The sequence below is a fragment of the Stenotrophomonas sp. TWI700 genome (assembly GCF_039673645.1).
Classification (GTDB): domain Bacteria; phylum Pseudomonadota; class Gammaproteobacteria; order Xanthomonadales; family Xanthomonadaceae; genus Stenotrophomonas; species Stenotrophomonas maltophilia_AA.
Window position 1 is genome coordinate 68,990 of sequence record NZ_JBDJMB010000012.1, and the last position, 12,892, is coordinate 81,881.

Consider the following 12,892-nt stretch of genomic DNA (forward strand, 5'->3'; position numbering starts at 1 on the left):
GCTGGATGTTCGTGCGGGAGACCAACGATGCGGATAACGGAAAATTCCCTTGCAGCAAGTGCTGTCACGTTGAAGGTCGGCGTGGTGTTCTGGGTGCTGGTGGCCTGGCGGACACCGGGGGGCGAGCCCTGGGACGCGCCTGCGTTCTGGACCGTCGTCTATCCCATCGCACTGGGTATCGCCGCCGTTCTAGGCGCCTCCTTTCCCCGCAAGGCGTGGCTATGGGGACTGTTGCTCATGGCGCTGCAGGTGCCGGTGGCGGCCGTGATGTCGGGCGTTGGTCCGTTGTTGCTCGCCGGCCTGGTGTACGCACTGGTACTGGCGGTGCCTGCGATGGCCATCGCGGCGGCAGCCGGGTCGCTGCGCCGCCGCCTGCATGGGAGGGTCTGAGAAGCTCAGCGCTTCGCCGGCTGCCACCCTGCTTGTAGTGCATCCGCAGGGCTGCAGAACATGCGCTCGCCGTGGCTCGGGTCGATGCTCGTGCGCTCGTAGTCCCGCTGGCCTGGCACGTGGTAGATCTTCTTGCCTTGGCGGGAGATGTTGCCCTTGATGCGGCATCCGCCCGGCGCCGGCTGCGCGGCTACCGGGGCGTGTCGCGCGGTCTGCTCACGCTTGCTGCGACGGTAGTCCGCTGGCATCTGAAACGGCCCCTGCCAGAGGTTCCGCTGGTGCTGGCGTGCGTCGACTTCGTCTGCGATGAAAGCCGTCGCGTACTGGCGATACGCGACCGCCCAACCGGAGCGCACCATCCACCGGTTGACCGACGTACCTTTAACAAAGCACTCCGCCACCACCCGGCCGTACCGGTCGGTGTCCTTGGGCTGGCAACGAACGGTCTTGTCCAGCACATAGCCATCCAGCACCGCGGCGGACCGCCGGCCACAGGGCCACGCGCGCCCATTTTTGGCCGTGCATTGCTGTGCGCTTTCCGGAGCATCGATGCCCCAGAGGCGGATGCGCTGCTTCGCCACGGTGAGAGTGTCCCCGTCCGTGACCGTCGCGCGGCCGACCAGCTCTGCTGCCACACCAGGAACCGAAGCAAAAACCAAAAGCAATACCACCAGACCTTTCACCACCATCAACAACAACGTCCTTCAAGTGCACGCCCGGGAGCGAGCGCCAGTTAAAACAGGGCCGAGCACTTTAGCGGAAGCGGAGACAGGACGCTGACTACATCGACGTTCCTTCAATCCCGACGTGTGTTCCTGATGTGGTCGACTAGATATGAAACGCCGGACCTGCCGAGAACGTCGGCGGGCTCACCCTGACCCGGAACGCGATGAGCAGGCTGGCGAGGAGCATCACCGCCGCAGCCCCGGTGAGAACGGCAACGATGCCTCCCAGCCCGAACACCAGACCGCCCAAGGCGGCTCCCGCTGCGATGGAGGACTGCACGGCAGCGACTACCATCCCGCCGGCACTCTCGGCCTGGTCCGGCACCGCACGCGCGACCCAGCTCGACCAGGCAACGGGCACGCCACCGAACGCCAGACCCCAGAGCGCGACCAGGATCGACAGCCCGCCAACGCCCACCGGCAACAGAACCATGCCGAGCGCGGCTGCACCCACCAGGGCAGGCATGATCACCAACGTGACTTTCAGGCTGCGCTCCATGAGCCAGCCGGCCAGGAGTGTGCCGACAAAGTTCGCCACGCCGAATCCAAGCAGGATCAGCGCCAGAGTATCGGCGCTCATCTGCCCCAGACTCTCCAGCGTGGGTCGGATGTAAGTGAAGAGCGAGTACTGACCGGTGTGCGCCAGAACGCAGCCCAGCATTCCGATCGCAACGCCTGGCCGGCGCAAGAGCCCCACCACCGACTCCGGGAGTGCCGCCCTGCGCGGAGCCATTCGGGGCAGCGTGAACCACTGGAACGCAAACGTGAGTCCCCCTACCGCCGTCGCCGCCCAGAATGCGCTGCGCCAGCCCAGCAGCCCGCCGAGGTAGCTCCCCAACGGAACGGACACCACCGTGCCGACTGCAATGCCGCTGAAGATGATGGAAAGCGCGCGAGGCACGCGTTGGGGCGGCACCAACCGCATGGCCACGGCCGCCGCCATGCTCCAGAAACCGCCCAGCGCGATGCCCAGCAGGACGCGCATCACCAGGAGGATGCCCATGCTGGACGACAACGCTACCAAGGCGTTGGAGAGGATCATCAGAGCCGTGAAACTCAACAGCACCAGGCGCCGGTCCATCGAACGGGTCAGCCGAGGGACAAGCAGGCCAGCGAAGAGGGCCACAACAGCCGTGACCGTCACGGCTTGACCGGCCAGCGCCTCCGACACTCCAAGGTCCGCCGCCATCGGCGTCAACAGGCTGGCAGGCAGGTATTCCGCCGTGAGCAGCCCAAAGACCCCCGTGGCCAGCGAAAACACGGCCACCCATGCCGATGAAGACGGCTCTTTGCGACCGCTGTCCACAGAATCAGGCGCGGCTGCGGCATCAACTACGTTATTGCTCATCACAGATCCCAGTGCATTCGTGCAGCCGAGAGTCTAGGGAGCCAGGTCAGGATGATCTATGATTGTCCAGCCTGTATTTTTGATCGAAACCCCGGACCGCCTCAGTGAGCCATGCTCCACACCAGCCCCAGACCTCCGACCTGATCAGCGAGCTGCTGACCGGCATGCGGCTGCATGGCGTTCAGTACCGACGCATTCAGACCGGGCCGACCTTTGGACTTGGATTTCCGCCGAAGCCAGGGCATGCCTATTTCCATTACCTGGCAGTCGGCAATGCGATTCTTCGCGGCGCGGACGGCAGCCAACACCTTCTCTCCGCCGGGGATGTCGTGCTTCTTCCCCGCGGAGACGGCCACGCGCTGCTGTCGGGCGAGGACCATCCCGTCCAGTGTCTGGAAACGATAGACGCCGCCCCACTAGGCGACGCGGTGAGCGGGATAGACACATGCCCGAGCACACATGCCGTGCCAAGCGCTGTGCTTTTCCACGGATGCATGGTGTTCGATCTAGGTGGCATGCAAGGGTTGAGCAAGGTGATGCCGGCGGTAATGTTGGCCGATGGCAACGCCACTCCGTTCACCGGGCTGTTGCCGATGGTCGACGCGATGAAGCGCGAGGTGTGCTCCGGACGTATTGGCTATGCAGGAATACTCGCCCGCCTGGCGGATGCAGTCGCCGCGATGATCGTCCGTGACTGGGTCGAGCGCGGTTGCGACGGCGCATCCGGCCTGGTCGTTGCGATGCGCGACCCTCGTCTATCGCTGTCGTTGCTTGCGCTGCACAGAGACCCTGGGCGTGACTGGACTGTCGAAGCACTGGCTGCGGAATCCAACACCTCACGGTCTGTCTTTGCAGACCGGTTCCAGAGTGTGATTGGAACCGCGCCTCTGCGATACGTGACTGAGCTGCGTATGCAATTGGCGAGTCAATGGCTGAGCCAGCAAAGCCAATCCATCGAGGTGGTGGCAGAGCGTCTTGGCTACGCGTCGCAGGCTGCTTTCAGTCGGGCCTACAAGCGCGTGATGGGGCACTCTCCTGGCGCGATTCGGCGGGGGCGCGACTTGGCCACTCCGTAGGAGCGCCGCCAGCCTTGGGTTTGCACATAGGTGATTGGCGGAGAAAGTGGGATCGGATCACCAAGGATCTAACCAATTCTATCCTTTGCAGAAAGCCTCTTCGGCAGGTTTCCTTTGGATGTTTCCTCGATCATAGCGGACCGGCACGACTGCATCCAGCACTTCGGACTGCGGCTCATGCCGCGTTGCGCATCAGTAGCATTGAGGTGCGCTCGGCGGCGACAGGACTGGGCTGAACGCGTGGCGATTGGCCAACCTTAACCATGTTCTATTGCCGGCAGCCTCAATGAATTAGGCAATGACGCCGCAGTTGCGCATTGGGGCTTCTTTGATTCTATGGAAGCGTTCTCAACTCCATGGAGCTTCTATGCACCCCGAAACCCAGCTACACCTCGCCGGCCAGCTTCTTGGCCACCTTCTCCGCCAGGACGCATCCCGCAACCTTGCTGACCGCACCCTTGATGCAAAGCACTCGATCGACGTCGCCGGGGAGCTGATACGGCAATGGGAAGGCGTCAGTCCCGCGCGCCGAAGCTCCACGCCCACAACGCCGGATCCCGTCAGTAGCGTCCGGCGGGTGGTCGTTGATCGCTATGCCCTGCCCCGGAACCCCTGCATGTGGATCAGTGGAGAGCCGGAAGGACAAAGAACGGGCACGGCCCCCTCCCACCGACCACCGGCAGACAGCCGAGGCTCCACTAAGCGCCGCTTCCTCAGGGTCTTCCCGGTAAGACCCGTCTGACCCAGATGGCCCCGCTTACGCGGGGCCGTTTGCTGCTCAGGGAGAAGGCGGGCGCCGCCGAGCGCTTGGCGCTGGCTTTGGTGTCGGAACGCGTTGCTCATCCGGCAGAGATGAAGGACTTGCCGCCTCAGCCCAGCGCACCGCTGTCAGTGCGCTCCAGTCCTCCACTTCCTCCACAGCGACTTGAACGGCCTCCTCGCACGCTATACGCGCCTCGGGCGATACACCTTCCCGCATGGTCTTCAACTCAGCTGTTCGCTTCTCTAGGGCAACCAGCCGCCGGCCGCGCCGCCGAACCCAGTCGTCGGCTGCCAGCTCACTCGCAGGCCGCGGACAGTCGCCATTGAACTGCTCCCACGCATTCTCAGCCATGTGCGCTAGGCGCTCTGCGCTACGAACGCCCTCCACCCGCCGAGAGAAGCTCAGCACGCGGCGCTTGAGCCTCTCCAGCCGCGCCACCAGCCCGACCAAGCCTGCCCGGAGGCTGGCAGTGTCTACCAGGGTAGCCGCTCGGTCTCCCCAGTCCTTCAACAGGCGCTTGGTGGCCGAAAGCGCCAAGTCCGACCGGATAGCAATCACCTCGACCAGTTCTCGCGACACCGCCGAGATCAGCTCGCGGATGGTCGGCTCCGGACGCGCCTGTGCATCCTTCCGCCGCGGATCCCCAAACACCTCAGATAGCCGCATCCCCCGCAGCCCTTGAATCTCTAGTCCTGGGACTGGCCTGAAGACCCGGTCCTCGATGCCCGGCGGTCGCCGCCGGTCGCGACGAGCCTGCTCCTGACCGTGCCCAGTGGAAGAAGGCATCACCCTGCCCTCGCTCTGGGCTTGCTCCAAGACCTGATCAAACAGTTTTTGGTTGTCTTGCTCGATGCGGCTGTTGTGAGCCCCTCTTTCGGTAGCCCCCCCCCTTTTCGCTCCAATGCAGACCCGGTCTTGCCCACGTGCTTGGCCGGCTCGCGGGAAAGGACCATGGCTTCAACCCAGTCGCCCCGGGCCCAGGCCTCGTCGGCCTGGATCGCGAGCGATCGATGATCCACGCGATCATCGAAACCGGCCGCAGCCAGGTGGGCATTGATCGACGCGGCGAACGTATGGCGAATCCACTCGATCTCCACCCGTCCCGATGCGCCTCCGTCCAGCTCCCGCGTCTTTTCGCCAAAACCGTCGGGCGTCAAACGCCGCGTCGTGGCCAGCAAATGGACGTGATGGTTCAGGCCATCGTTGGAGCCGGGGGTGTGGATGCTGGCCTGAATGGCGAAACCGTAGCGGCCCACCAGGGCCTCGGCGATGGCGCGGACAAGCTCGGTGCGCTGCCCGTCATCTAGCTCGTGCGGCAAGGCCATCTCGAACTCGCGGGCTACTGTGGAGTTCTTCCGTTTCTCGGCGGCCTCGGCAGCGGGCCAAAGCAGCGCGGGGATGGTTGCCCACTTCGGCGCGTCGCTTGGAACGAAGCAGGCGGTCTCGGCCACCCCGCCTCGTCGGCGGTAGTCGTGGCGCTTGCCAGTCATGTGGTCGATAAGCAGCGCGCCGGCTCGATAGGCGGCCGCAGCTATTGATGAATCACCGCGAGCGCGGCTAAACGTTTTGACGCGTGAGTGGTAAATGGCCATACAGAGCTCCTAGTTGTGCCCTGCCCTTTATGCCGTGGCTTTCGACTTTCGCAAGCGCGAAGCGCTTGGGGTCCAAGGGGCGCAGCCCTTTGCGCACGCAATGACGAAGACATTGCCTCAGTGCGCTCTTGCGTCATTCTTTCAAGCTTTGCTTTTCAGATTCTTTCGATTTCGAGGATCTCCAATTTTCAAGCCAGCACGAACTTGACGCGAGCCATTTCTTTGGTTCACTCGAAAGCACGCAGAGGAGAAATCAGATGAGCGCGACAAACCAATACCACGACCGAATCCACCGAGCGACGGAACGACTGGCACAGCTACAAGCAAAGGAGCTTTTAGCCAACCAGCGCCATGAAGCGAAGGCCAAGGAAACTGCTAAGCGGGAAGAATTAAAGCGACGGCAGCGCGTGGCGGACGTTGTTGTTTCAACCGGTGCCCACGTTCTGGATGACGCGGAACTCGAAGCATTGCTAATCGACCACATGAAGGACCGCGCAGGCTCGCTTCACTAGTTCCGTTCACCGCCACGTTGAGCCTCCTCAAGGATCATTCATGGTCATAGGTGTTGGGAGGTGAAGGATAGCCCCCCCTTGAGCACCGCCATTGGGTGGCGGTCGCTTTTGCCGAGGATCTCTCCCAGGTAAAGGCCTACTGGGGCGCCGGCAGCGCCACAAGCGCCTTTCGCGGGACCCTGCCAATGAGCTGGCCTTGCAGCTAGTACGGTATGAGGTTAGTGACTGAGTGTCTCGCGCGCCTAGCCATTAGCGCCCTCATTCCCCTCGCGTTTCATGCTGACAGCAGTCACGACCACGCGAGTGCCACCCGCATTGAACACTAGGGCTCCGCCCCGTATCACACGCAGCTCATCTAGCCTCTCTAGGTGCTGCAGCCGCCGTGTGGAATCGTTCTTGAAGAATGTCTTTGCGCACTTCTCGTAGACGACGTCCATGACATCTGTGACGAACTCCGAATGCTCTTTGATCGCCGCCAGCAGGTCGTAGGAATCCATCTCGTCCCCGCGATTCTTGGTCACCGTGCAGTTGAACCCGCCCAAGTCGATCCTCACAGGGACGAAGGCAGCAACAACCCTGCCTTGTTCGTCCATATTGTCGAGACTATGCGCTGCGATCTGATGGCGGAGGTTCGTAGCACGGAGCCCCTTTGCCTTGTCGTGAAACTGCTTTACCCCAGGACAACTGGTCAGCTTGTGGAGCTTTAGGGCAGCCCTCTGCTGACTGTAGGTGGCGCCCAGCAAACCGTAGAGACGCAGATACCTTTCGCCCACTTCATCGTATTTGGTTGGGCCATCAAGCCCGAACCTCAGAACGTTCTCAATAGCAAGACTTGCATCGCCCAAGATGTCCATGGCAACGCAAACGAAGCTCCAGTCCTCGTCCTTCTCAAGCTTTAAGCGCCTTGCTGGCTCAGCCTTCCACTGAACGCACTCATTAACCATGTCCCTGAAGGCATCGGCGTATTCCTCAACTGTCTTGAGCGCGTGCTTCGCCTTGTCCATGAGCACCCTTTCTTCAATCCGATGCGTCATCATTGCATGGTCATTCCTCACTGTCTCGCCATGGCCGATCAAACCCCTGAAACGCTCGAAGTGATTGGCCTAAGCATTGCCTTTGAAGCGTTGAAAAGCATGGTCAACCGCTCGATGCTGGACGTTCTTCACCTATCCGATGGCTCGGGCGAAGTCGAAGTGAGGTTCAAGTCCACGCCCCATCGCGACCTCTTCTACATCAGGCTACTGGACTTTGCTCATGAGGGCGGCAGCAGGAGGTTACTTGGCACCGCAACGGATATGTCTTGCCTGGAAATTCTTGAGACCGTTGGTTCGGCCCCTAGACTGTCTACTCCAGAGTCCGCGCAGGAGCTGGCGCATGCTGCTGCCCAACTACGAACCTGGTTAGAACATACCGTTCAACCCAAGTTCTGGCTCGGCGATATCGACATCAACGCAAGGCTATCGGTCACACGGCTACGACTCCTAAAGATCGTCGGGAACCAGGCTAAGCACAACATGTCACGGCTAACCGGCGTCTGCGGTCAAGTCCAAAAGCTACTGGCTGATAATGGTCACGACGTTGCTTTTGAGTTGATGCCGTTCGCGATCGAGGACCTGCGTGCACATCTGGGGGAGAACATGTTCATCTACTACGGAAGCTGGCTCGCAGAGCTGCTCAATGACCTGACATGGGCACTCTACCGTTACGTCCGGCCCATCTACCAGCGTCAAATCGTCTTCGAGGAAGGTCCACTGCCGGGCTTCTATCGCTATGAACCGCTAGCAGGCGTTGATCCGAAGTCACCCGCACACTTCTGGCTTTATCGGCTGCTCAACGACGCACGCAGTACGCCTTACATCCCACCCTTCCGGGCATCTCACTACCTAAAGCAACAATCTGGACTGGAGTGGGAGGATGCATAGGACCGCACCGATCTGATGAAGCCCTAGAGGCAGAACAATGCGAACCCTTGGAGACGATTGCAAAGCCTTGTCTATCGGTCGGTGTGCCAGGTCGGGAATAGTCCATGGTCACCCCATTGTCGTAGGCCCAGCGATGCATCACGATCGGGACGAATTCGCTGCCGTTGTCTGTCTGGATGCGTTGCGGCAGCTCGCGCTGGTGGCGTAGGCGTTCCATCACGGCCACCACGTCTTCGCCCTTGAGGTGCTGATTCACTTCGATGGCTAGACTTTCCTTGGTGAAGTTGTCCACGACGGTCAGCCCCCGGAAGCGGCGTCCGTCGAATAGGGCATCGGCCACGAAATCCATGCTCCAAACCTGATTTGGAGCCGTCAGCATCGTGCGCTCCAGGCGGTGTGCTGCGGCCTTGCGTCTGCGAGGACGCTTACGCCGCAGATTGAGGCCCGCTTGGCAGTAAAGCCGGTAGACGCGCTTGTGGTTGGCCTTCCAGCCCTCCCGGCGCAACAGCACGAATAATCTCCAGAAGCCGTAGCGAACCCGCGTGGCAGCAATCTCTTCGATCCGCAGAAGTAGTGGCGCATCATCATTCTCACGGGGTTGGTAATACCACGCCGAACGGCTTTGCTTTACGACCTCGCAAGCCCGGCGAACCCCAACTCGATAACGGTCGACCAAGTGGCCCATGAGCGTCTTGCGCTGCGTGGGCCTCAGAGCTTTTTTGAGAGCACATCCTGCAGCATAACTTTGTCCAGACTCAAATCGGAGACCAATTGCTTGAGCTTGCGGTTCTCTTCCTCAAGCTGACGTAGCCGGCGTAGTTCGGACACGCCTAACCCGCCAAACTTTTTGCGCCAAGCGTAGAACGTAGCTTGGCTGATACCCATTTTGCGGCAAATCTCTTCGACCGTCGTGCCGCTCTCGGCTTGTTTCAGGGCGAACGCGATCTGCTCTTCAGTGAACTTCGACTTCTTCATGGCGACGGGCCTCCTTGGGCCTGAGTGTCGCCTAATTTTGTAGCTCTGGCTGGTCTAAATTACTGGGAGGAGGTCAGTGGTACTGGATCTTCTCTCAAGGAAGATAGTAGGTTGGGCGATGCAATCGACGATGCACGCCGACGTGGTGCTGCAAGCCTTGATGATGGCCGTATGGCGACGGAAGCCGCCCGCCGGGCTGCTAGTGCATTCGGATCAAGGCACGCAGTTCACTGGCCACGACTGGCAAGATTTCCTGAAAGTGCATGGACTCGTCAGCAGCATGAGCCGGCGCGGTAACTGTCACGAAAACGCGGTCGCTGAAAGCTTCTTCCAACTCCTCAAACGCGAGCGCATCAAGCGCCGGATCTACGGGACTCGCGAGGAAGCAAAGTCCGACGTCTTCAACTACATCGAGATGTTCTACAACACCAGACGACAGCACGGACACAACAACGGGCTGTCTCCGGTAGAGTTCGAAAAGCAGCAATCAAAATGAGGCTTCGGGGTGTCTACAGAAGCCGGGGCGATTCAAGGCTTGCAGGCGGCAAAGGCTCAGAACAACCAACAGTAAAGCAGAGCGGAGGATCGCCACCTTCGCGGCAATCCTCTGCTACGTCGCTAGGGATCAATCAAACATCCGTCAGCACCACTTCCCTTGATGGGACACCACGACGACGGGGGAGACACCATCCGAGCTCGCAGCCGCCGACTTCGCCCCTGCTGCGGGCGGACTGCAGGTGACGGTGTGAGCAAACGGCGCAGATCTCACCCCGTCACTGTCAGTAACCACCGACTCAGCCTGAACGTCTCACGATCTGAGAACGCAGGCCCCTACTCTATCCTGACAACGTCAAGGGGGAGAGTATGGAAACCGAAGAATGGCAAAGCGCGGAATCGACCAAAGCACCGTTTGGCGAAAGGGTCACGACGTGGTGGCTAACCAGACCTTGGACAGTTCGGCTCTACCTGGCCGGCGGGTCGTGCATGCTTGTCTCCATTGCACTTTTTCTCAAAACCCCCAACTCACCTTCCTCCGACGTCGCCACCTATGCCAGTTGCGCATTGCTGGCTAGTGCTTTTCTAGGAGACGCCTACGCTTGGGTGGTCGCCAGACTGACCCATCCCCTCATGAAACTTGCAACAGCAGTTTTTGGGGCCATCGCACTCGCGACAGCAACTGGGGTGGCGAGGGTCGTAGTCAATGCAGCAACAGGCCAGCAGGCTTCACATTTCCCGACCTCAAGCGCACTGCTTAGCCTGCTCTCCCTCGTGCCCGTAATAGCGGCAATGACAACCATTCTTGGCGCAATCCCCGCGTTACTGGGTATGGCGTGGGGTTTCCATAAGCTATCTAGATCAAAAGCCGCGGGTGGCCAGCTCAATGTAATCATCACGCTGATTAGGGGGTTTTCTGCATTTGTAATTTTGCTTGGTGCATCCACCCTGTCGAGCAGCAATTCGGTGATCTACCCCGCAATGCAGTGGGTTGCGGCGCACAGTGCTTTTTTCTTTGACCTACAAGACGACGACGCATGCGTCCCACTCGAGGGTGACCGAGTGTCACGGATCAATGATGACTTGGTAGTCATAGGCAGGCTTACAGATTCTGGGCCACAGTTCGTTCGAAGAGCTTGCGCGCTGTTACCCGAAACCACGCCTCTGCGCGCCCAACTTCCCGGGCGTAGCTCCACAGCACCAAACTCCGCCAGCCGAGGCCCTGCTGCCCCCTAGAGGGAGCGCACGCAGCGCTGCGAAAGCTGTTGGAAAACGGCTCTCACTGGAGCCTATGGACTCGTCGCCGGACCGCTCAAGGTCCGGCGAGCAATCTGTGCTGAGCCTCGACCTCTACCCAGCCTGGCACGCGAGGGCCTCGCATTGCCGATGCTTCGCCAACGTGCAGGCACGCGGTGTCACCGCAAGCCCCAAGCAAGGGAAGCTAAGCCTGGCGAATGCGCACCGAGTCCATTGAGCTTCTCCAACGCTGTAAAATCGCGACTGTAGGTCGAATGATGCTCGTCATCAAGTTCATGGCCGACGATCTGTGCCCGGAGCTCCTGAAACGGCACCAGCCCCCCCGCAACTGTTGGATGAACGTTTTTCGGATTGAGTGAAACTCGCGCTTGGCTGGCTCTCAGCCTTTCCCCACCTCAGCCAGATGCCGACTAAAGGCTTTGGTGATCCAGTTACCCTGCCCGTTCACCGCCGTCGCTTTGGCAGCCGGGAACAGCCTTGTTTCATCGACCTTGCGCTTGCCATCGACCCAATCCAGGAAGCCCATCTTGAGGAGCTCAGGATGGAGCGGCACCGTCCGAAGGCTCACCTCTGTTCTGAGTTTCTGAGGTTCGCCCTCGTCCGATATGCGGATGCACGGGATGCCGTCTTCCTCGAACGCGTCTTTAATCAGAAGCTGGCCAACTTCCGAGGCCCTCGCTCCCGTGTAGAGCCCGAGCAGCGACGCCCAGCGAGCGGACTCTGATAGCCCGGCCAAGGCTTCGGGCGCGAACAAGGCTTGAATCTGCCCCTATCATAGGCTTTGAAACCGAGCTTCTTCCGGGCCCGCTTCTCGCGCTGGGAATAGCTCACGTGCCCGCTAGCCGGGTTGTCACCACGGGGATAGTGACCCGACGCCATGGCCCACTCAAAAAAGCCTACCGCCCACCGATATACGACTGCTTGTTCGTGAGCGTTGGCGTCGAAGCGTCCTTCTCGCGCATGTCCTGATACCACCGCGCCAGATCGGACCTGGTGATGGAATGGACCTTTGCCTTCGGACCCAAGAAGCTCACTAGGGATTCAACCGCCGTCTTCTTGATCGTGTAAGTTTTGGGCAGCGTCCAGCCCTTGACGGTCGCCAGGAACGCGTCCCGGGCCTTTCCCAAGGTCATTGTCTCTATGGGCGGCGCAGAGGCTTGCCGCACAGGGCTGGCATGGTGCGACGCTCCGAATGTGCTGAAGGCGGCCACTGGGAGTCGCGGCGGTTGGGCGGTTGCACCACCCCGTGCTTCTAGTTCCATCAGCTACCGATAGAGCTTCAGGTCCTTCGGGCTGTCGATCTGCCACTGCTCGGTCACCGCCCCATCCGGTTGGCGGGTGCGGTTGAGCGTGAGTTCGTGGAGGTTCTCGGCGCTCGTCAGTCGAGCAATAAGCAGATCAACGTCCGATTTGCTGAGCTTGGTCACGCGTTGATCCCTCAACTGTGCGAAGAGCCGAGCATAGCCGGATGACCAGACGACCGCACGCACGGGTGCCTGGGCGAGATCCTTCGTCTGAAGACTGCGCTTGATGAGCCTGCAATCGAGCACCGATTGCATGTCTACGGCGACGCGCTGGACGAACGACCAGCCGCCGGTAGATGACCGGCTCAAATGATGGGGATCCGCATGCGAGTGTTTCCTCTGCATGCCTCCTGCTTTCCAATCCGCCAATACCAATGATTTCATTTAAAAATCAAAGGATTAGGCGTGGTTGGCGGAGAGAGTGGGATTCGAACCCACGGAAGGAATGACCCTTCGCCGGTTTTCAAGACCGGTGCCTTAAACCGCTCGGCCATCTCTCCGTATCGGCAGCGCTTCCGCGCCCCGCGTGCCCA

8 protein-coding genes, 1 tRNA gene and 3 pseudogenes are annotated in these 12,892 nt (G+C 60.6%); 5 read left to right on the forward strand and 7 right to left on the reverse strand.

Features of this window, described 5'->3' with window-relative positions; all coding sequences use genetic code 11:
* Positions 1–27: 27 nt before the first annotated feature.
* Positions 28–390 (forward strand): hypothetical protein, encoded by a 363-nt coding sequence (locus ABE473_RS10985; RefSeq protein ID WP_346489484.1) that lies wholly within the window; start codon positions 28–30, stop codon positions 388–390.
* Between the two features lie 5 nt (positions 391–395).
* On the opposite strand, the gene ABE473_RS10990 is transcribed toward ABE473_RS10985, so the two are convergent.
* Positions 396–1,079: a thermonuclease family protein gene (locus tag ABE473_RS10990; RefSeq protein WP_346489508.1), complete on the reverse strand. Its 684-nt coding sequence runs from the start codon at positions 1,077–1,079 to the stop codon at positions 396–398.
* Between the two features lie 139 nt (positions 1,080–1,218).
* Positions 1,219–2,463, reverse strand: coding sequence for an MFS transporter (locus tag ABE473_RS10995; RefSeq protein WP_346489485.1), 1,245 nt, complete (start codon positions 2,461–2,463; stop codon positions 1,219–1,221).
* Positions 2,464–2,567: 104 nt separating this feature from the next.
* Between ABE473_RS10995 and ABE473_RS11000 the strand changes: the two genes are divergently transcribed.
* The gene (locus ABE473_RS11000) at positions 2,568–3,539 is read left to right on the forward strand and encodes an AraC family transcriptional regulator (RefSeq protein ID WP_346489486.1); all 972 of its coding nucleotides are present in this window, start codon (positions 2,568–2,570) and stop codon (positions 3,537–3,539) included.
* Positions 3,540–5,087: 1,548 nt separating this feature from the next.
* Here the strand turns inward: ABE473_RS11000 and mobQ are convergent.
* Positions 5,088–5,894, reverse strand: a complete 807-nt coding sequence (gene mobQ, locus ABE473_RS11005) for a MobQ family relaxase (protein ID WP_346489487.1) — start codon at positions 5,892–5,894, stop codon at positions 5,088–5,090.
* Positions 5,895–6,151: 257 nt separating this feature from the next.
* Between mobQ and ABE473_RS11010 the strand changes: the two genes are divergently transcribed.
* On the forward strand, positions 6,152–6,406 hold the full coding sequence (locus ABE473_RS11010; RefSeq protein ID WP_346489488.1) for a hypothetical protein: 255 nt from the start codon (positions 6,152–6,154) through the stop codon (positions 6,404–6,406).
* Positions 6,407–6,648: 242 nt separating this feature from the next.
* On the opposite strand, the gene ABE473_RS11015 is transcribed toward ABE473_RS11010, so the two are convergent.
* Positions 6,649–7,410, reverse strand: coding sequence for a hypothetical protein (locus ABE473_RS11015; protein WP_346489489.1), 762 nt, complete (start codon positions 7,408–7,410; stop codon positions 6,649–6,651).
* Positions 7,411–7,470: 60 nt separating this feature from the next.
* Between ABE473_RS11015 and ABE473_RS11020 the strand changes: the two genes are divergently transcribed.
* The gene (locus ABE473_RS11020) at positions 7,471–8,328 is read left to right on the forward strand and encodes a hypothetical protein (protein WP_346489490.1); all 858 of its coding nucleotides are present in this window, start codon (positions 7,471–7,473) and stop codon (positions 8,326–8,328) included.
* A gap of 73 nt (positions 8,329–8,401) precedes the next feature.
* Here the strand turns inward: ABE473_RS11020 and ABE473_RS11025 are convergent.
* Positions 8,402–9,303: pseudogene (locus ABE473_RS11025) on the reverse strand (IS3 family transposase); the annotation flags it as partial.
* A gap of 73 nt (positions 9,304–9,376) precedes the next feature.
* Here ABE473_RS11025 and ABE473_RS11030 point away from each other — a divergent pair.
* Positions 9,377–9,799, forward strand: a pseudogene (locus ABE473_RS11030) (IS3 family transposase); the annotation flags it as partial.
* Between the two features lie 1,414 nt (positions 9,800–11,213).
* Here ABE473_RS11030 and ABE473_RS11035 read toward each other — a convergent pair.
* A pseudogene (locus tag ABE473_RS11035) lies at positions 11,214–12,704 on the reverse strand (site-specific integrase).
* 65 nt (positions 12,705–12,769) lie between these two features.
* Positions 12,770–12,859: transfer RNA gene (locus ABE473_RS11040), tRNA-Ser, on the reverse strand.
* Positions 12,860–12,892: the final 33 nt, after the last annotated feature.